This is a genomic window from Psychrobacter sp. H27 (genome assembly GCF_059072655.1).
In genome coordinates this window covers 2,628,635-2,649,290 of the sequence record NZ_JCACRX010000001.1, presented here as the reverse complement: position 1 = coordinate 2,649,290, position 20,656 = coordinate 2,628,635, and the positions used below count along the sequence as shown (strand labels likewise).

The window sequence follows — 20,656 nt, the reverse complement described above, 5'->3', positions numbered from 1 at the left end:
GAATAAGTCGCGCAGCGGGCTGTTACTTACCAGCCGCTTGGTGAGCGCGCTGGCCCTCCATCGCAAGCGATAAGACTGCCATACGTATGGCAATACCATTGTTTACCTGCTTTAAGATGACAGATTGTGTGCCATCTGCCACGCTAGAAGCAATCTCAACGCCTCGGTTCATTGGACCTGGATGCATGACTAATGCATCAGGTTTGGCAAGCGCGACTCGTTCTGGCGTGATACCGTAATGCTTGTAATACTCATTGGATGATGCCAAAAGCGGTGAGCCAATGCGCTCATTTTGTATTCTCAATCCCATAATGACGTCACAGTCCGTGACGCACTCATCCATACTTTCATACACGGTTACACCAAAACGCTCGATACCTTTGGGCAGTAACGTACGCGGCGCACAAACACGAATGTCTGTCACGCCTAACGTTTGCAGTGCACTGATATCAGAGCGTGCCACGCGTGAATGCTTGATATCACCAACGATTGCGATAGACAGTTCTTCAAATGGACGCGGCGCCTCACGGTGGATGGTCAACATATCAAGCATTCCTTGGGTAGGATGCGCATGCCAGCCATCACCGCCATTGATGATCGCGATATCAGGCGTGACTTCTGTGGCCATGAAGTGCGCAGCACCCGACGCTGAATGACGCACCACAAAGATATCTGCGGTCATTGCCTGTAGATTCCATAGCGTATCGCGTAGACTCTCGCCCTTCTTCGTACTTGAACGTTCAATATCGATATTGAGTACATTGGCGCCCAATCGCTTTTCTGCCACTTCAAACGTCGTTCGCGTGCGAGTCGATGGCTCAAAGAACAAATTCATTACGGTATAGCCATCCAACTCAGGACGGTTGATTAATTGACCATTATCATCAAAGAAAGTCTCTGCTTTTGCGATGATTGCTTTGAGCTGCGCTTTATTGAGGCCTTCCACACCTAGAAAATGCCGGATACTGCCATCAGTATTGAGCTGCGGACGGCTCAATGAGGTATTGAGTCTATGGTGAATGGTATTAGGATCAAATTTTGCATAATCAGTTGGCGAAACTGCTTGGGTAGCGCTACTATCGATAGAATTTGACATAATGACAAGTCTTCATTGTGGGTTTATATGAGTCTATAGCAATCACTTATTTATCTTTGTTCGATCATTTATCACTGATAAGCATAGATACAAAGGACATTTTGATGCTTATTTGCTACAATTTACCGTAATCAAATGTGACCAAAACAGCATCAGCAGTCAGTCAGAAAGCATAAGCAGACATACTGCATTCTCATAGAGAATAAGTCTGACAAAACTATAAATGAATAACAATAGATATAGTGTAGCTGATTTTGTAGTCACGACAAAGATGCCATACAGGCTAATTAAATATTTAACCCGTTAGAGTGTGCCAAATAGCACCTTCTTCTTTACTCCGATGCCATCCATTTTTACGTTTTATACCATTTATTAGGAAACCTCATGACCACCCTAGCAGACTATCTCAACGAAAATGCTACCAACACTGCGCTCAACGATGTTATTACCACCGTCACTGATGTCGGCAAGACGATTTCACAGCTACTCAGAAAAGGTGCGTTGGCAGATATTTTAGGCGAAGCTGGCAACCAAAATGTTCAAGGTGAAGACCAGAAAAAACTCGATGTACTGGCCAATGACTTATTACTAGAGGCGTTAGCAAACAATTCACATTGTGCTGGTGTTGCATCAGAAGAGCTAGATGACGCTACTCCTGCTAATAACGACGGCAGCCTATTGGTACTCTTTGACCCATTAGATGGCTCATCAAATATCGATATCAATATGGCAGTGGGTACCATTTTTTCTGTTCTGCCCTATGAGCGTCAAGGTCAAACCAGCGAAAACAGCGACTATCTACAAGCAGGTAATAAGCAGCTAGCCGCAGGGTACTTACTATATGGTACCTCTACCGTACTAGCGCTGACCATCGCAGACAAAGTCGTTATGTTCAGCCTAGATCCAGAAACGTCTGACTACGTGCTGATAGAAGACAATGTCCAAATCGATGCTGACACGAGCGAATATGCCATCAACAGCTCTAACTATCGCTATTGGCGCGCGCCGATGCAACAGTACATTGATGAGCTAATCGCAGGTGAGACCGGCGTACGCGGGCGCGATTTTAACACGCGCTGGGTCGCTGCTATGGTTGGTGACGTTCATCGTATCTTATGTCGCGGTGGTCTCTTCACTTATCCGTTTGATACCAAATACGCTCATAAAGCAGGTAAGCTGCGTTTGATGTATGAAGCCAATCCAATGAGCCTATTAATAGAGCGCGCAGGTGGCGGTGCGACAGACGCTGTCAATCGTATCCTGGACATTGAACCGACCGATATTCATCAGCGTGTCCCTGTGGTACTCGGCAGCAAAAACGAAGTCAATTATGTGAAAGACTTGCACCTAAACTACTCTGAAAAATAATTAGTTTGCGCCCATGTTAGAAACAGCCAGCAGATTGCTAAATCAAAAATAGACCTTTTGCTGGTTGTCCAAACGACTCCTTTACTCTTCTCTAAGCGATCCACTATGGTACACAATCCCACCGAGCTGATTACCTCAGATAAGAACACAACCGTAAAGCTTGTAAAAGCGCTATTAGCACAAGCGCGCCAACGCAAAAAGAACGGTCAGACCGTTATAGAAGGCGTCCATTTAATAGATGCGGCACTGCGTAGTGACTATCCCTTTGTTCAAATCTTACTATCTGAATCAGCGCGTAGTCATCCCGAGGTTCAGCAAGTGCTCACTCGTCTGCCCACTTATACGCCTATTCTTGTTTTGTCAGACGCGCTTTATGAGAGCATACGTAGCTTAGGTACTGGCATCGATATTATGGCGATCATCAAGGTACCAACGCCTAGCTTGCCGATGATCGATGAGGATTGCCTGATCTTAAACGATGTACAAGATAGCGGAAATGTCGGTACTCTACTGCGCACAGCGGCTGCCGTTGGTATTCGCAATATCCTATGTACCAGTGCTACAGCTCAAGCTTGGTCTCCTAAGACGTTACGAGCCGGTATGGGTGCACAGTTTGCACTGACTATTTTTGAGGGCTTAAGTACGCAAGATATCCTGGATCAAGTACAGGTACCGCTATTGGCGACTAGCTCACATACAGATACTATCATTTACGATCACGACTTATCTGCACCTGTGGCTTGGATTATGGGTCATGAAGGTCAAGGCGTTAGTGACGATCTAATGCAATGTGCGACGCCTATAGCGCTACCGCAGCCAAATGGTCAAGAGAGTTTAAACGTAGCCATTGCAGGGTCTTTATGTCTATATGAGACCTTACGTCAAAGACAATACTCTTAGCGTCTATTTATAACTACTATTAAAACCCAGTCTATCAAGCATGAAAAAACCCACTATCAATTGATAGTGGGTTTTTTGTTATCTGTCTACTACTGATATAGTTATAGAAGTCTAAAACGGATACAAGGCAGCCGACTGCAGATTGTACAAGTAATATATCTAAGGAGGGTAACGCCGTAGCCATTTAGTAGTTCTGTGACTATATACTATACCTTGCTGGTTAGCTCAGGTAATGCTTCAAATAGATCTGCTTCTAGGAAGTAATCAGCAACGCTAGCGATAGGAGCTTCTGGGTCATTGTTGATAGCGACAATCACTTTAGAGTCTTTCATACCAGCCAAATGCTGAATCGCGCCTGAGATACCAGCTGCGATATACAGCTGCGGTGCAACGATTTTACCCGTTTGACCGACCTGCATATCATTTGGTACATAACCTGCATCAACAGCAGCACGTGATGCACCAACAGCAGCACCTAGCTTGTCTGCTAGTGGCTCGATATACTTAGTGAAGTTTTCACCGTTCGCTAGTGCACGACCACCAGAAACTACGATACCAGCTGACGTTAACTCTGGACGGTCAGACTTAGCCATCTCTTCGTTCACAAAGCTTGCTTTGCCAGTTTCTTGTACGTTATCGATAGTTTCGACAGTCGCTGAACCACCTTCGCTTGCTACTGGATCAAACGCAGTGGTACGTACGGTTAGTACGACTTTTTCTTCTGTCGTTTTTACTGTCGCTGTTGCATTACCTGCATAGATAGGACGTTCAAACGTTTGTGCGTCTACCACACCAGAGATCTCTGACAGCATGCTGACATCAAGTAATGCTGCAGCACGTGGCATAAAGTTTTTGCCAGTAGTCGTTGCAGCAGCCAAGACATGGCTATAGTTACTAGCAATATCTGCAACCAGTAACGCAACGTTGCCTGCTAGTTGATGCTCATAAGCCGCGTTGTCAGCCAATAGTACTTTGGTCACGCCTTCTGCTTTAGCCGCTTCATCAGCCACCGCTTGAGCGCCACTACCTGCAACCAACACATGGATATCATCACCCATTTGCTTAGCAGCAGCAATAGTATTCAAAGTTGCCTTTTTTAGACTGGCATTGTCGTGTTCTGCATATACCAAAATTGCCATGGTTTTAATCCTTTATTTATTCGTGTTATCTATTCATGCGGTTGTTTGTGTACAATGCTATTTGAGAGGCTATTAGTTCATATAGAACGGCTCAATCCATAGCCTTGTACAAGATATGCCGTAACAAATCATTCAGTCATTAAAATATTAAATAACTTTTGCTTCGTTTTTCAGCTTATCGACCAACTCATCAACTGACCCTACTGTAATACCAGCTTTACGTTCAGCAGGTGGCACGACTTTAATAATTTCTTGCTTAGATGCCATATCAACACCGAAATCCGCTGGCGTTTTTTCATCAAGTGGCTTTTTCTTAGCTTTCATGATGTTAGGCAATTTAGCATAACGTGGCTCATTCAAACGTAAATCAGTCGTGATGACCGCTGGTAAATCAAGTGCGACTGTTTGCAGGCCACCATCGATTTCACGTGTTACATTTACTTTATCGCCTTCAACCTTCACTTCTGATGCAAACGTACCCTGACCGATGCCCATCAATGCCGCTAGCATTTGACCAGTTTGGTTGTTGTCATCATCAATCGCCTGTTTACCTAGCAAGATAATATCAGTGCTTTCAGTTTCAGCGATGTTCTTTAAGATCTTAGCAACTTGTAATGGATATGGTTTTTTGTCACTTACTACTAATACACCACGGTCAGCACCTAGTGCTAAAGCTGCACGAATCTGCTCTTGTGATTCTTTTGGACCGATTGAAGCAACAATGATCTCATCAATGACGCCAGCTTCTTTTAGGCGAACCGCTTCTTCTACTGCGATTTCATCAAAAGGGTTGATTGACATTTTAGTGTTTGATAAGTCAACGCCAGAGTTGTCGGCTTTTACACGAACTTTTACGTTATAATCAATGACACGCTTGACCGCTACTAATGCTTTCATACGTTCCTCGTTTATTAATGTTATGAATTAAAAATATCAGTTAAGAACCAAATTTTCGTTGTGGTTCAAATTGTCGTTCAAAATACTACTCAAGGTTATTACTACATCAACAGAATATGATTACTCAAGAAATACAAGCCAATATCAACAATCATATTAGCAATGTGTACTTTATCGATAAATCTGCTAAAGCTAAGCCAACCGTTATTATCAGACCTATGTATCTTGCGTCAGCATGCAGATAAGGTCAAGACAACGCCGTGAATAATGCGTCATAAATTTGTCACCATTCTAAAATAATTGGTCTATAAGCACGTTATTCCACGATTTTTTTAATTGACAGTCGTAATTACTGATACCTTTATAGCATTCTCAGCCCTAGCCTTACTTAACATTTTGTTATTATTTATCTCTTTAGCGTTAATAGATAGGGACTCAGCACTTGTTACTGGTTATTTTCGTTAGAGCTGACATTAGAACCAATCAGCAATTCACTATCACGTATATCATCAAATAATGACCGATCAGGAGTTACTTCATTATTTTTAATAACACTCATATCCCCTGTCGTTTCCATTATGACAGCAAATACCTCAGTTTTAGATTTGATACCGTTTTTACGCAGCACTTCTTGGACATCGCTCGTACTTAGGTTAGCTTCTTGCAAATTATCTGGAAAATACTCACCATGTGCCATCAATATGATAGCTTGATTGTCTATTAGCGCTTTGAGTGGCTTTATTTTACGCCTTACCACTGAGACCACGCCTTGAATCACGAACAGCACCGCAACAGCGCACAACCCTTGTAGTAGAGAGGGCTCATCAGACAATACGGTAGAGGCCAATATACTACCAATACCGACAGTCATAGCAAAATCATGACTTGATAGCTTAGAAAAGCTACGTAAACCCATGAGGCGTGTAAACAGCATCAGACCCAAATAAAAACCTACTGCGGATATAGAAATACCTAGTATCTGTTGCCAGTCAATTGAAAGCCAAGTTTCCCATTTCATCATAGAACCCTATTTTTAGTTTAGTCAGTATCTATTACGAACTGATGATACTTGTGAAAATATCAACGATATTTCTTACAAATCTTTCTGCTATAAATATGATGATACAAAAAAAGCAACCTGATAAGAGGTTGCTTTTCTTTAAAGTCGATACAGTATTTTTATTGTTTTAACAAACAAAGTAATCAATGCATATTAGTCATATTACTGTTATCAAGTCTGCTTAAGAAGCCAACTTAATAATAAATAAAATTAGATAGCTTCGATTTGCTCAGCTTGTGGGCCTTTTTTGCCATCACCTAAGATGAAAGACACTTTTTGGCCTTCGGCTAGAGTTTTGAAACCGTTACCTTGGATAGCGCTGTAGTGAGCAAATACGTCTTGTCCGCCGTTGTCTTGAGCGATAAAACCAAAACCTTTAGCTTCATTAAACCACTTTACAGTGCCTTCAACTTTATCTGACATAAATTTTCCTGACTCTTTAACTGTTGGCGAGACTTGTGTCATCACCGATTAATTGATATATACCTTCGTATTTTTTGCTTGATGCAATCATAAAAACCTTAAATAATCTAAAAGAAAATTCAAAATTTTTACCTAAAATATTTCGGGTACAGCCTGATTATAACAGTTTTCGATGTGGGTAACAGTCTAAATTAATAATTTTTGTAAATAAATTTTAGCTATTATTTCGACTTAGGATAAAACATATTTATAAACATATCATGCTGATATTAAATGATTTTTAATCTTTATTATACTAACTGACGTGTTAGTGGATCTATCAACAACTCAAACAATCAAACCATTCTAGGACTTTATACTAATCATTACTTATTGCGATATAGGTAGCCATGGTGCACTTAATACTAACAAGCATAACGCAAAAAAGATTAATGAGAACGATTGGCTATAGGCAATATATTTGGCTGGTATCACAAGGTCTTTCGGAGAGTCTGGAATTCCTTTGCGCTTTAGTAACCGTGTGCCATATATCCAACCGAAGGTAGTATAGATACCATAAGCAGCAGGAACCGCAATCGCTAACGGTGCCAAATCAATCACATATAGAGCGACTACAGAGATGAAGAACCATATCGTATCTAAAAGCGAGCTGAATTGAAAAAATTTAGATTTGGGCAATTTGCCATCTGTTTTTTTGAGCATCTCCCCTTCTATCCAAATTAAAACTGCTACCACAGCGCTGAGAGTCACATACACGAATTGCGGCGTTAGCCAGTCTGGATAATATATTTGCACAACATACAACCTGTAATCTGTAGAAAATAAGAATGAGACACCCATCTGCATCTGTTATTCAAAGACAAATAAGCGTAGTAAAAGCACTTTGGACAGTGCAGAGATGACTGCTTATATTGGGCAGTTATTACTACTTTTCAACCAGCACATATAATAACTTGTGTCTCTACCAAGCATGACTTAAAAAACCCGTGCTATCGAGTGATAACACGGGTTGTAGGACTATCTAGCAGTATACTTTAGAGTGATATCGATTTAGTTTTTGTCTTTATCGATAATTTTGTTACCACCGATCCAAGGCATCATACCGCGTAGCTTGGCACCAGTTGTCTCGATTTGATGCTCAGCGTTGTTGCGACGACGTGCTGTCATTGATGGATAGTTGGTTGCACCTTCAGAGATGAACATCTTCGCGTATTCGCCCGATTGGATGCGTTTTAGCGCATTACGCATAGCTTCACGTGACTGCTCATTGATAACTTCAGGACCCGTAACGTATTCACCATACTCAGCGTTATTACTGATTGAATAGTTCATGTCAGCGATACCGCCTTCATACATCAAATCAACAATTAGCTTTAGCTCATGTAGACACTCAAAGTAAGCCATTTCTGGTGCGTAGCCTGCTTCTGTTAGTGTCTCAAAGCCCATTTTTACTAGCTCTACTGCACCGCCACAAAGCACTGCTTGCTCGCCAAATAGATCCGTTTCTGTCTCATCTTTGAACGTAGTTTCGATGATACCTGAACGACCGCCACCGACACCAGCAGCATACGATAGTGCTAGTTGTTTGGCTTGACCAGAAGCATCTTGATAGATGGCGATAAGATCTGGGATACCGCCGCCTTTAGTAAATTCTGAACGTACGGTATGACCTGGTGCTTTTGGCGCAACCATGATGACATCTAGATCACCGCGCGGTACCACTTGATTGTAATGAATAGCAAAACCATGAGCGAAAGCTAATGTCGCGCCTTCTTTGATGTTTGGCTCGATGACGTCGTTATAGAGCTCTTTTTGAAACTCATCAGGTGTCAAAATCATGATAACGTCAGCAGCTTTTACCGCTTCTTCTACTTCAGCAACTTTTAGACCGGCATTTTCAGCTTTTTTCCATGAGCCTGAGTTGGCACGTAGACCAACCGTCACATCAACGTCAGAATCTTGTAGGTTAAGCGCGTGCGCATGGCCTTGTGAACCGTAACCGATAATGGCAACTTTTTTACCTTGGATAATTGATAAATCACAATCTTTGTCATAAAAAACGTTCATAAATAGAGTCCTTGTCTCAATCATGGCTTGCCATGGATAGTAAACGCTTATGCTGTAATTAATATAGTCACTGGCATAAGCGTCTTGTTGATTTAGATAAATAGTTTTTGATTAAAGTAGAGCTTGATTAAAATAGGTCGTAATGAGTATTAAATACTCAGCGTCTTTTCACCGCGAGCAATACCAATCACACCCGAGCGAACCACTTCCATAATGCGCTCACGTCCGAGCACATCGATAAAGCCGTCAAGCTTTGCCTTGTCGCCAACGATTTGAATCGTATATAAATTGGCATTGACGTCGACGATCTGCGCACGGAAAATATCTGCACTACGTTTGATCTCTTCGCGCACACTACCAGTCGCTCGTACTTTGATCAGCATCAATTCACGCTCGACGTGTACATTCTCTGTTAGATTGTGCACTTTAACCACTTCAATCAATTTATGCAATTGTTTGGTGATCTGCTCGATTCTCTCTGGTGACGTAATAGTTGTCAATGTTAGGCGAGAGATGCTTGGGTCATCAGTAGGTGCGACGTTTAGCGTTTCGATATTGTAGCCACGCTGTGAGAACAAGCCGACTAGACGCGACAACGAACCCGCTTCGTTTTCCATCAATACCGAAATCAGATGTTGTTGTTGCATTAGGTACGCTCCCCTTTTGTTAACCACATATCACGCATAGCTTGCCCAGCGATTTGCATTGGATATACATGCTCGTTACGATCGACATAAACATCGATAAATACCAGTTTGTCTTTCATTGCCATGGCTTCTGCCAATTGCGCTTCCATGGTCGCAGGGTCAGTGATCTTGATACCAACGTGACCATAACTTTCAGCCAATTTGACAAAGTCTGGTAATGAATTCATGTAAGACTGGGCGTGGCGACCTTCATACAACATGTCCTGCCACTGCTTCACCATACCTAACTGGGCGTTATTTAGGTTTAGGATTTTTACTGGCAAGTTGTACTGTAGGCAAGTTGATAGCTCTTGGATATTCATCTGAATAGAGCCTTCACCTGTGATACAAACGACGTCACGCTCAGGGTTAGCAAGCTTTGCTGCCATCGCATATGGTAAGCCCACACCCATGGTACCTAGACCACCTGAGTTCAACCACTGACGAGGCTCATTGTACGTGTAGTAAAGTGCTGCAAACATCTGATGCTGACCGACGTCACTGGTGATAATAGCGTTACTATTAGTCACTTTATCTAGAGCCTGTACTGCGCTTTGTGGCTTGATACCATTGTCTGTACTGGTGTCATAACGCAGACCATGGCGCTTACGCCACTCATTGATCTGTGACCACCAATCTAGTAGGGCATGCTGCTCTAGCTGCTTGTCTTGACCAACAATCTCTAGCATGTCCGTTAAGACCGACTTCACATCGCCTACGATAGGAATATGCGCCAGAATGGTTTTTGAAATCGAAGCGGGATCGATATCGATATGAATAATAGTCGCATTAGGACAGAATTTTTTGACGTTATTGGTCACACGATCATCAAAACGCGCACCGACTGCCAAAATAACATCAGCATGATGCATACTCATGTTGGCTTCATAGGTACCGTGCATACCGAGCATGCCTAAGAACTGCTCATCTGAGCCCGGGAAAGTACCCAGACCCATCAATGTATTGGTCACTGGCAGATTTAGACGATGCGCAAGGTCAGTCAACTCTTCGTGCGCCTTACTCCAGATCACACCGCCGCCTGCATACACTACTGGACGCTGCGCCGCGAGTAACGTCTCAACCGCCTTTTTAATCTGACCACTATGGCCTTTGAGCGAAGGCTGGTACGAACGTATAAATACCTCTTCTGGGTACTCATAGGCATGTTTTTCGCTAGGGGCGGTCATGTCTTTTGGCACATCAATAACCACAGGACCTGGACGTCCAGACTGCGCGATATGGAATGCCTTTTTGACAATCATAGGAATTTCGCTAGCATGGCGTACTTGGAAGCTATGCTTAACGATAGGGCGTGACACCCCAACCATATCTGTTTCTTGGAAAGCATCTTCGCCGATTAGGCTACTTGGTACCTGACCTGAAATCACTACCATCGGTACTGAGTCCATAAAGGCAGTAGCAATTGCAGTAACGGTATTGGTTGCACCAGGACCTGAGGTTGCGAGCACCACACCAGTATTGCCAGTCACTCGTGAATAAGCATCTGCCATGTGACCCGCAGCCTGCTCGTGGCGTACTAGAATGTGTTCAACGGCTTCTTGCTGAAACAGCGCATCATAAATGTGTAGAACAGCACCACCTGGGTAACCAAAGATGTATTCGACACCTTCGTCAGTCAGCGCTTGTACCAGCATTTCAGCGCCCGATAGCATTACAGGCTCTGCACTGCCCTCTGCGAGACGTTGTTGCTTTTCTTCAAAATTTTTGGCGGCATTACCCGTTTGGGTATGTCCCGTCATATTCGGACTTTGCGTGGTTTGCGTCACTGTCATCACCTTTTTTTGCGGCGAGAATTTGCAGTATTTTATGAGGAGAGAGAATCCATGTAGGCATTACTTCTAAGTTCGTAAAATGACTGCCAATTCTTGTCCATATCAAGAATATTTGCCTAATGTATTGAGTTACGTTGTTTTTGAAGACAACAAATCACTCAAACACAGCAATGTATTTAAGGTCAGCTTTGTGATGGACATTTATCGATATACAGTGACAAGATACGAGTGCATCTAAAAAAGAGGCTTATTATTGCAAGTGAATACAAGCAAGCACTGATGACAAATTCATTGGTACAGCCGTATAGATATAAACAAATAAGATAAATTCTATAGCCAATAATTTGGCTGTCTCGCAAGCGTATTGACCCTTACGATAGATTTTTAAAAAACCTTATACTTACCTTATGTTTAACACAACTGATAGAATCACATGTAGTACATTTTAAATAATAAGTTTATCTTAGTCATTGTAGACAGATAAGTCCGGAGACGATGATTAGCGGTTAGTAGTCGCTTGACCACTACGTCTGCTAATCATGATCACAAAGGAAATAAAACTGCGTAAGCTACCGATAAGTAACCCGTAGTTTGCATTCACAAGTGCCACGGCAATATCATAAAAGCCGCTCACTGACCAATCAACTGCTCTTATATTCGATGGTTTAGACCCTATTGTCAAGAAAAACTTCTAAACCCTATACCTAACTATTAGTTATTAAGTAATATACATTGATAAGTATTTTTTGCTAAAATCAAAAGTCGGCAGGTTATTACTATCAATAACAGGCTTAAATGTTATATTTAACCTTATACCTATCTGCTTCTACCAAACAAGAGGATTGCCACTATGGCATATGCATCTATAATCACTACTGCTGCCAAACTGCTAACGAGCACTGCGTGTATGCTAATGCTGTCTATGAATGCCAGTCAGGCTATTCAGGTATATAAATCCATTGGTGCACATGGTGAAGTCAAGTACAGTCAACATGCTCCGCAGAATGGCAAAAACATCGAATTGATTGAGTTTCGTAGTGACGGCAGACAAAACAACGCTGGAGAAATGGCAGGCAAAACAGATGCCAGCCAAAGCAATAATACCCAAACGGCAGAAGAGCAGCGTGTAGCCGCTCTTGAAGCACGTATTAAAGAACAAGAAGCACAGGCCAATGCCCAGCGCTGTCAATCGCTGCGCAATAACCTAACCAACCTAAATGTTGGCGGACGTATCTATGAGATGGATGCAGATGGCAAACGTCAATACTTAGATGGACGTGAAATTGAGCTAAAACGTGAGCGCGTACAACAAGCAATCAATCAGTACTGTGGTAGCGCTACGACCTAGTTTTTGTAGCGATGATTACTCAACAATCATTAGCTGCATAACATGGCGAATGGCTGCTGGCATATCTTGAGCTTGTAGCCCTCGCTGTCCGACCAATAGCATATTGTTACTATAACAATCGCCCGTTTGGTTGACCAACACATCCCCTGCAAACCCATGTATAAGTACTGCTTGATGCAAGCTGCGCGACGCTGATACTAAGTCCTGCTGCGCCAACAATCCAGCAGTCACACCAGATAATACATCACCCATGCCAGCCGTTGCCATACCAGCGTTTCCGGCATTGCAGACGTATACCTGCTTTCGCCCTGATTTTTGCTCCAACACTAATGACCCTGCTCCCTTTAGTACCCAGTCACCACCATAAACCTTAGCGCATTGTGTTATAGCTTGCAGTCTATCACGCTCTACCTCGCTGATTTTTTGATCAAGTAACCTAGCCGCTTCCCCACTATGCGGTGTCATACAAACTTGATGATACAAGCTGTATTCTTGTAGCTCTTTTACCAGTTCATGACTGTCCATATGCAGCGATGCTAAATGATAAAGCCCATCAGCATCAATCACTATTGATTTTTCATACTCTATAGCTGCCTTTATATAATCGATGAATAGTGCTTTTGCTTTTTCGTCACGGCCTAATCCCATACCGATAGCAACAACGCTGGCTTGTTTTATTAAGGTCTTCACGCTATCTGTATCGTGCAGATTAATGGTCATGGCATCTGGCAACGAGGTTAACAATGCACAATGAAAAGCCTCATGGCAGGCAACCGTTATCTTTCCAGCACCAGTAGCCATCGTACTAGACGCAGCGAGTATCGCGGCTCCGCCCATACCTTGTGAGCCATCAATACGATTTCCGCCGATAACGAGTGCGTGACCATAGCTGCCTTTATAACTGTTTTGACGGCGTGCCTGCATACTATGTGCAGCCTTCAGCAGCATAGCAATGGGTTCAGATGCTGGGCTCGTGCTTTCATTGGCTATCGTATGGTTGCTAGCTTTTTGTGGTTGCGTCAACTCATAAGGTATGAGCGGTATATCAGTGACTTCTCCGCTATAATCTGTACCATCTTTGGTATGCAGACCGAACTTGCGTGCTATCAGACACAAAGTCACATCAGCCTGTATCGCAACGCGGTCGAACACTTCACCAGTAGAGGCCACCAACCCACTTGGAATATCGACTGCCACTGCTAATGCTTTATATCGTTGCGTACTATCATTGAAAGTATTAATCGCTTCTTTGTAGATACCTTCTGGCGCACGATCAAGTCCAATACCAAAGAGAGCATCGATATGCATATCCGCAGATAAGATACTTTCGTTTGAACTATCTTGACGATTATGGATCTCTTCAAAACGTCGATAGTTGCAATTGGCAGATAAGGCTATCTGTAGCGCTTTGGTAGCATCAGTCATGTTACTGCTATCACTATTTTTATGATTAGCAATTACTGTCTGACTGTTTATGGCAAGATCACTTTTATCAAAACCGACAGTGATTACTTCGACTTGCCAGCCTGCTTGCTGCAAATAATGAGCAATGAGCCAGCCGTCCCCGCCATTATTACCCTTTCCTACCCAGATGCATGCCCGATGCGGACAAGTATCATGATGATAAACATGAATATTGGGATGACTGTTTTCAAAGTATTTTTGCTCGTAAAGCTGTTCTATCCGTTGCGTCATCTGCCAAGCGGCTTGTTTCATTAGCCAAAAGCTATCGTACCCTTCTACAAACCATGCTTGCTCCATCGCATATACTTGCTTGCTACTATACAATGCCACAGGTTTTGTGTTTTTTATGGGTAATATAATGGTTTGATTTTTCATTTTATGTCCTCTACTGGTCTTTTCTTATATTTCGTACTAGCTTAGCAAAAGCTAATATCGACTTATGTATCGATATGACTGTAGGTTTATTTTCTTTTATACTTGCGCTCGTCACTCACTGGCTTATCATATCGGTACACCCATCACTTATGATCAAACACAAAACCTCCAATCGAACCAAATAAGCATCTATATTTATGCATACTGATAAAAAAAAGATTGCCATTAGCGACGCCTATGTATTTTCAACCACAGCAGAGGTTAAGCAATGGATAAAAGCGCAAGCACAAGCACTAGGGTTTGCTGACTGTGGATTTCTATCTGTCCACCATCCTTTGTTTACCCAGCAAGTTGAACAGTTACAGCAGTGGCTGAGTAAAGGCTACGAGGGTCAATTACAGTTCATGCATAACAACCACCATCTGCGTGCTCATCCCGAGGAGTTAGTAGATGGTGCAAAGACCATTATCAGTGTACGAATGGATTATCTCACTCAGGCACCGACGCCGCGTGCTGTCACGGACAACGATCATCCCAATCAAGGCATCATCGCGCGTTACGCCAGAGGACGTGACTATCATAAGACGATGCGTAGCCGCTTGAAGCAATTGGCCTTGAATATCGAAGCCATGCTTCCTGAATGGCAACATCTAGGTATCGGTGCAGAAAAAGAATTTATCTTCAGACCTTTCAGCGATTCTGCGCCTATATTTGAGCGGCCTATCGCAGATGCTGCAGGTCTTGGCTGGACAGGCAAGCATACGTTATTGATCAACAAACAAGCGGGCTCATTCTTTGTGCTGGGTGAGTTGTTTTTGAGCCTTGAATTACCCGATGATGAGCCTGTTAAGGAACACTGTGGTAGTTGCAGCGCTTGTATTGACATATGTCCTACTCAAGCGATTGTAGCGCCTTATGAGCTTAATGCATCTGCCTGTATCTCTTATTTAACAATTGAGCACGATGGTGTTATTGATATCAAGTACCGACGCGCGATTGGCAATCGGGTGTTCGGCTGTGATGATTGTCAGCTGATATGTCCATGGAATCGATACGCCAACCTTACTACCGTCGAGGACTTCGCGCCAAGACATGGTCTTGATAACAGCAGTTTGCTTGAATTATGGCAATGGCAGGAAGCGGACTTTTTAAAAAATACACAAGGTAGTCCCCTTAGACGCACAGGCTATATCAATTTTTTGCGTAATATCACGATTGGTTTGGGCAACGCCAATGCCAGTTTGGAAGTGGTTGAGCAACTGAAATCTAAGTTGACTATACATAATGCTATGCTCGACGAACATATCGAATGGGCATTGGATGAGCAGTATAAAAAATTAAATCCTAATAGCGAGCTAACCACTTCATAGATACGAATAAATATGTGAACTCATTATTTGATCTGATAGAAACCCACAAAAAAAGCCTCTTAAACATAAGAGGCTTTTTTATATTTAGTCGACTCTACTCAATCTCTAAGCACTTTTGAGAATTATGGCTTAGGAATGCGTAGTACTTGACCTGGATAAATTTTGTCTGGATCAGATAGCATTGGCTTGTTGGCTTCGAATATTTTCATATAATCACCAGATTCGCCATAAACATCTTTAGCAATTTTAGATAAACTATCGCCAGACTTTACGGTATACATAGTTGATTCAGGCGCATCTTCTTCGATGTCGATATTGTCAATAACTTTTGCGACGTTCTGCACATTACCAATAGCGATGATGGCTTTTTCGCGATCAGCTTGAGTCTTAGCATTACCACTAATCTCTGCGGTATCTGTAGAACCATTATATTTGATTTTTAGATTGCTGATATTTAGGTTTTGCTGCTGAATACGACGTAGCAAGATGTTAGCAACTGACTGTGCTGAAGGCTCACTGCTTTGTACTGGTGTATTAGCATCTGCTTTGGTTTCAGATTTTGCGTCATGCTTTTCGTCATCACGGTTAAAAATCTTGTCACCGATATCCTTTGCGAAACTGAACATACCCATATAACTACTCCTTAAATTTTTATTATTCATCGTTGTTTTTTTGATGATGTGTAATAAAGCATTGTCTTGCTCTATTTCTAATTACCATGATGAGTATAGACAAAGGAGAATAAAGTAAATAGTAAGAGTATGTTGAGTAATGTTGGATTGACGTAGCTTATGTTAATACAACTCAATAGTCCAAAGTTCATACATATGAAAACCAGTATATCTAGCATAGTCAGCATATAAAGAAGAACAGACGCATAAAAAAACCGCCTATCTACAAGATAAGCGGCATCACAAAACTATCAACTGTGTAGCAAATTATAGCTGAGCTTGTACGTAATCGATTGCTTTTTGAACAGTAGTCAATTCTGCAGAATCTTCATCAGGAATAGTGATACCAAAATCACTTTCAAAAGACATAACCAGTTCAACTAGGTCCAATGAATCTGCACCTAAGTCTTCCATGAATGAAGCATCATTGTTGATGTCTTCAACATTCATACCTAATTGCTCAGCTACTGCTGCTTTTACTCTTAGTTCGATATCATTACTCATATAGATCACTCCGTTATCATCTATTATTTTTGATAAACTGCTATAGCGCTTAATCTAAGCTTTATAGCATGGTATATAAAATGTATTTGCCAGATCAGCATTGCTGTCTGAGTACTCTATGACATAGTGTACAATCTGTCTGATGTCTAATAAAGACCTGCTATCATACAGGGCTTTGACTCAAAAGTATCCGTCATTATAGCACCCTTTATTATAGTTTACACTCGTTCACACAGTTTTTTATTATAACTGTGTAACGCCTACATATACATGCCACCATTGACAGGAATAACAGCACCTGTGATATAGCTGGCCTCATCGCTGGCTAAGAAATGTACGGCTGCTGCAATGTCTTCTGGCTGGCCAAGACGGCTGATAGGAACAGCATCTAGCATAGAGTTCAATAGGCGCTCATCAAGCTCATCTGTCATATCCGTTTCGATCAAACCTGGTGCGACGCAATTGATAGTCACTTGGCGTGAACCGATTTCACGTGCAAGCGTACGGCTGAACCCTTCTACACCGGCTTTGGTCGCAGCATAGTTAGATTGACCTGCGTTACCCATTTGAGCGACGACGGAGGTTATATTGATAATGCGACCACGACGTGCTTTCATCATGCCACGTACTGCACGCTTACTCATACGGTATACTGATGTCAAATTGGTATCGATGACGTTTTCCCAGTCTTCATCTTTCATACGCATCAGTAGACCATCTTGGGTGATACCTGCGTTGTTGACGAGTACCTGTACCGCACCATAGACACTTTCGATTTCTTCGAACAGTTTATCAATTTGGGCAGTATCACGTACATCTAAAACACGGCCAATACCGCCAGTATCGTGAAGATAATCATCAATCAGCTCAGCACCTTTCTCTGTAGTGGCTGTGCCAATGACGAAATGTCCTTCTTTCGCAAAGCGTTTAGCAACTGCCTTTCCAATACCGCGGCTAGCACCAGTCACTAATGTAATCGTACGGCTCATAATAACACCTCTAATAATTTTTCTAGACGGGCAGGCTTGTCAGTCGGATAGCTTGCGATCGGCTGTGCTTGACGCTTCGCCAAATTGCTGAGGACATTACCACTGCCACACTCGATTAATATATTAATTTGCTTGTCAGCCAACTCTTGCATAGTCTTTGACCACAATACAGGTTCACTTAGCTGTTCAGTTAAGGCTTGCTTGATGCCCGCTGCACTGGTCTCAACACGCGCATGGCGATTTTGAATTACAGGGATAGTAGCCTGATCAAATTTGATCTCTGCTAATATCTCAGCTAAGGCATTACTTGCAGGTTCCATCAGTGCGCAATGAGATGGCACACTTACCTTTAGGGGCACAGATTTTTTGCCAGTATTTTTTACTTTGTCGATAACAGCGTTGACGCCCGCAGCATTACCCGAAATAACCACTTGCCCTGGACTATTAAAATTAGCAGCACCAACTACAGCAGCTTCAACATGTTCTGTTGCTTGTTCACATAGGTTTTCGACTCTATTGTCTTCAAGTCCTAATACGGCAGCCATAGCAGTATCAACCCCTACAACAGCCTCTTGCATCAACTGACCACGCTTATGTACCAAGGTCACGGCATGACCAAGCGATATCACATTGGCAGCACATAACGCGCTATATTCGCCAAGAGAATGACCCGCTAAATAACAAGGCGTTTCTTTAAGTTGTTGTTGTAAGACACGCCAAATAGCAATACTAGCTGTCAATAGCGCTGGCTGAGTGTATTGAGTTTGATTGAGTTTATCTTCATCTTGACAGATTGCCCACAAATCCTCACCAAGCGCTTCACTCGCTTCGGTAAACGTATCACGTATCTCTGGGTAAGTTTCAGCAAGCTCACTTGTCATTGCGACGGCTTGAGATCCTTGACCAGGAAAAATAACCGCGATACGAGCGGGTTGCTTTTTTACCATATCGGGTACAGAAGTCATAACCAATATTCCTTATCTGATTAGAATATCCCTAAAAACAATGGGGTTTATTATATTATTAGATGTTATACAAAGCTGCTACTTCGACTACCTGTCTACGACAACGGATTGTCAGTAAACTATACACTGACGCAAGCCATTATCATAGCGGATGCGTATCAAACGATGATAGTGAAGCGCTGTGCGAACCAAAAGACTAATGACGTTATCATGCTCTATTATCTACTAGGGAACAGAAGCTCGTTTAGGTAATGAGTAGAGTCATAAATAACAAAAAGCCAAGTTATCCAGCCACATAATATATGATAGCGAAATAACTTGGCTTTTTTAGCTCGAAGCTTATTGACTAATAATAATCAGGCAAAACAATGACAGTCACCAGTACTATCACTGCTTTGCTCAAATTATCATAGAGTCAATGTCTTAGGCGTCTTGACTTACTTTAAATAGCTGACGGCCTCGATAGAAACCATCTTTAGTCATGTGATGACGACGATGTTTTTCACCAGTAGTAGCGTCTACGCTTAGTTCAGCAATTTCCATACGGTGATGTGAACGGCGCATGTCACGACGAGAACGGCTTTTACGACTTTTTTGAACAGCCATGATATAGCTCCTATACTTAAAAGGGATAAGCTTAAAATTCAGCTTTAGTCGATACTGACAGAGGCTATATAATCATAACAACCTAAGTCTTAAGCATCATTAGTTAAATAAATTGTCACTTACATAAAGCGCTAACTATGTCTGAAATTTATGAAAAATTTACCTAGTCAGCTTCTATCAGCACGCAACAGGTTGCTCGAATGCAATAAACCGGACATTATACGCATGTTTATTGAATTAATAAAGCCCTGCCTTGCACTCTTCTGTGCAAAGCAGACAAAAGGCTCAATAAATACATCTAGCAAGTCAATTCTGTATTTATAATTTGCCTTTTAATGAAGCTAAAGCTGCAAAAGGGTTTTCGGTTTCTTCTTCTTCTGGGAGCTCGCCGAACTGCTCAACTGACATTTCACAGTCGTCATGTTTTGGCGCCATTGGTGTTTTGAGCAAAATCTCATCTTCTACCAGTTTTTTGAATGGCAATAAACGCTCAGGAGATTGCTCAGTGACGATTTCATCGAGCAACAAGTAATCTTGCTCATCATTGACCAAGCGTACTTGGCTATCGTTTTCAAGTAGCGCAATATCGTAGTCATCAGACAAGTCTATCGCAATTGGCTGTAAACAACGTTGACACGTCAACCAGACATCACCTGCCAAAGTGAATGCCAGATGCAAAACATTATTGCGGCGATAAAGCGTCGCATTCAACTGGATATGTGATTGTTCATGCTCTGTACTTAGTGTAGTAGCAAGACGATCAAATAGTTTTGGATCAATTTCTCCCGACCATTCATAACCCGTATCAGCCCATTTATCTAATGAAATGTGCTCAGGCATGCTAGTAGATACGGACGCTTTTTTATTATCAGCATAAGGTGCTGACGGCTTGGTTTCTGAAGTGCTTGACATGCGAGGCCTCATTCATAAAAACG

General features: G+C 42.3%; 20 protein-coding genes. 4 read left to right on the top strand and 16 right to left on the bottom strand.

Going from position 1 to position 20,656, the window contains the following annotated elements:
* Positions 1 to 22: 22 nt before the first annotated feature.
* Complete coding sequence (locus AC5JPY_RS10940) at positions 23 to 1,096, bottom strand: aspartate carbamoyltransferase catalytic subunit (RefSeq protein WP_493852447.1); 1,074 nt, start codon at positions 1,094 to 1,096, stop codon at positions 23 to 25.
* Positions 1,097 to 1,480: 384 nt separating this feature from the next.
* Here AC5JPY_RS10940 and AC5JPY_RS10935 point away from each other — a divergent pair, with 384 nt between their 5' ends.
* A complete protein-coding gene (locus AC5JPY_RS10935) occupies positions 1,481 to 2,464 on the top strand; it encodes a class 1 fructose-bisphosphatase (RefSeq protein ID WP_493852446.1) in 984 nt (327 codons plus the stop codon).
* 105 nt (positions 2,465 to 2,569) lie between these two features.
* A complete protein-coding gene (locus tag AC5JPY_RS10930; RefSeq protein WP_443526880.1) occupies positions 2,570 to 3,364 on the top strand; it encodes a TrmH family RNA methyltransferase in 795 nt (264 codons plus the stop codon).
* 206 nt (positions 3,365 to 3,570) lie between these two features.
* On the opposite strand, the gene AC5JPY_RS10925 is transcribed toward AC5JPY_RS10930, so the two are convergent.
* The 8 genes from AC5JPY_RS10925 to AC5JPY_RS10890 all read right to left on the bottom strand — a co-directional run bounded on the left by AC5JPY_RS10925 (position 3,571) and on the right by AC5JPY_RS10890 (position 11,309).
* Complete coding sequence (locus AC5JPY_RS10925; RefSeq protein WP_443526879.1) at positions 3,571 to 4,503, bottom strand: electron transfer flavoprotein subunit alpha/FixB family protein; 933 nt, start codon at positions 4,501 to 4,503, stop codon at positions 3,571 to 3,573.
* Between the two features lie 147 nt (positions 4,504 to 4,650).
* Positions 4,651 to 5,400: an electron transfer flavoprotein subunit beta/FixA family protein gene (locus tag AC5JPY_RS10920; protein ID WP_443526878.1), complete on the bottom strand. Its 750-nt coding sequence runs from the start codon at positions 5,398 to 5,400 to the stop codon at positions 4,651 to 4,653.
* Between the two features lie 445 nt (positions 5,401 to 5,845).
* Positions 5,846 to 6,418, bottom strand: coding sequence for a DUF421 domain-containing protein (locus AC5JPY_RS10915; RefSeq protein WP_443526877.1), 573 nt, complete (start codon positions 6,416 to 6,418; stop codon positions 5,846 to 5,848).
* Between the two features lie 252 nt (positions 6,419 to 6,670).
* Positions 6,671 to 6,883, bottom strand: a complete 213-nt coding sequence (locus tag AC5JPY_RS10910; protein WP_057758834.1) for a cold-shock protein — start codon at positions 6,881 to 6,883, stop codon at positions 6,671 to 6,673.
* A gap of 369 nt (positions 6,884 to 7,252) precedes the next feature.
* Positions 7,253 to 7,678, bottom strand: coding sequence for a hypothetical protein (locus AC5JPY_RS10905; RefSeq protein WP_443526876.1), 426 nt, complete (start codon positions 7,676 to 7,678; stop codon positions 7,253 to 7,255).
* 255 nt (positions 7,679 to 7,933) lie between these two features.
* Positions 7,934 to 8,950: a ketol-acid reductoisomerase gene (ilvC, locus tag AC5JPY_RS10900; RefSeq protein WP_238038758.1), complete on the bottom strand. Its 1,017-nt coding sequence runs from the start codon at positions 8,948 to 8,950 to the stop codon at positions 7,934 to 7,936.
* A 149-nt stretch (positions 8,951 to 9,099) separates the two neighbouring features.
* Positions 9,100 to 9,597, bottom strand: coding sequence for an acetolactate synthase small subunit (gene ilvN / locus AC5JPY_RS10895; protein ID WP_319052058.1), 498 nt, complete (start codon positions 9,595 to 9,597; stop codon positions 9,100 to 9,102).
* On the bottom strand, positions 9,597 to 11,309 hold the full coding sequence (locus tag AC5JPY_RS10890) for an acetolactate synthase 3 large subunit (RefSeq protein WP_443526909.1): 1,713 nt from the start codon (positions 11,307 to 11,309) through the stop codon (positions 9,597 to 9,599). Before AC5JPY_RS10890 ends, ilvN begins: the two co-directional genes overlap by 1 nt.
* 970 nt (positions 11,310 to 12,279) lie before the next feature.
* Between AC5JPY_RS10890 and AC5JPY_RS10885 the strand changes: the two genes are divergently transcribed.
* The gene (locus AC5JPY_RS10885) at positions 12,280 to 12,777 is read left to right on the top strand and encodes a DUF4124 domain-containing protein (RefSeq protein WP_443526875.1); all 498 of its coding nucleotides are present in this window, start codon (positions 12,280 to 12,282) and stop codon (positions 12,775 to 12,777) included.
* Positions 12,778 to 12,792: 15 nt separating this feature from the next.
* Here AC5JPY_RS10885 and AC5JPY_RS10880 read toward each other — a convergent pair whose 3' ends face one another.
* Positions 12,793 to 14,616 carry an NAD(P)H-hydrate dehydratase gene (locus AC5JPY_RS10880; protein ID WP_443526874.1) on the bottom strand — a complete coding sequence of 608 codons (1,824 nt, stop codon included), beginning with the start codon at positions 14,614 to 14,616 and terminating at the stop codon, positions 12,793 to 12,795.
* A 197-nt stretch (positions 14,617 to 14,813) separates the two neighbouring features.
* Between AC5JPY_RS10880 and queG the strand changes: the two genes are divergently transcribed.
* Positions 14,814 to 15,986, top strand: a complete 1,173-nt coding sequence (gene queG, locus AC5JPY_RS10875) for a tRNA epoxyqueuosine(34) reductase QueG (protein WP_443526873.1) — start codon at positions 14,814 to 14,816, stop codon at positions 15,984 to 15,986.
* Positions 15,987 to 16,108: 122 nt separating this feature from the next.
* Here queG and lysM read toward each other — a convergent pair whose 3' ends face one another.
* The 6 genes from lysM to AC5JPY_RS10845 form a co-directional block, all read right to left on the bottom strand.
* Positions 16,109 to 16,618 (bottom strand): peptidoglycan-binding protein LysM, encoded by a 510-nt coding sequence (lysM, locus tag AC5JPY_RS10870; RefSeq protein ID WP_071003170.1) that lies wholly within the window; start codon positions 16,616 to 16,618, stop codon positions 16,109 to 16,111.
* Positions 16,619 to 16,924: 306 nt separating this feature from the next.
* The gene (gene acpP / locus AC5JPY_RS10865; RefSeq protein WP_057758815.1) at positions 16,925 to 17,161 is read right to left on the bottom strand and encodes an acyl carrier protein; all 237 of its coding nucleotides are present in this window, start codon (positions 17,159 to 17,161) and stop codon (positions 16,925 to 16,927) included.
* A gap of 260 nt (positions 17,162 to 17,421) precedes the next feature.
* Complete coding sequence (gene fabG, locus AC5JPY_RS10860; protein WP_057758813.1) at positions 17,422 to 18,150, bottom strand: 3-oxoacyl-ACP reductase FabG; 729 nt, start codon at positions 18,148 to 18,150, stop codon at positions 17,422 to 17,424.
* Positions 18,147 to 19,115, bottom strand: a complete 969-nt coding sequence (gene fabD, locus AC5JPY_RS10855) for an ACP S-malonyltransferase (protein WP_443526872.1) — start codon at positions 19,113 to 19,115, stop codon at positions 18,147 to 18,149. The genes fabG and fabD overlap by 4 nt, the downstream gene beginning before the upstream one ends.
* 423 nt (positions 19,116 to 19,538) lie before the next feature.
* Entirely contained in the window at positions 19,539 to 19,721 is a 183-nt protein-coding gene (gene rpmF, locus AC5JPY_RS10850; RefSeq protein WP_057758809.1) for a 50S ribosomal protein L32, read from the bottom strand.
* A 318-nt stretch (positions 19,722 to 20,039) separates the two neighbouring features.
* Positions 20,040 to 20,633 (bottom strand): YceD family protein, encoded by a 594-nt coding sequence (locus AC5JPY_RS10845; protein WP_443526871.1) that lies wholly within the window; start codon positions 20,631 to 20,633, stop codon positions 20,040 to 20,042.
* Positions 20,634 to 20,656: the final 23 nt, after the last annotated feature.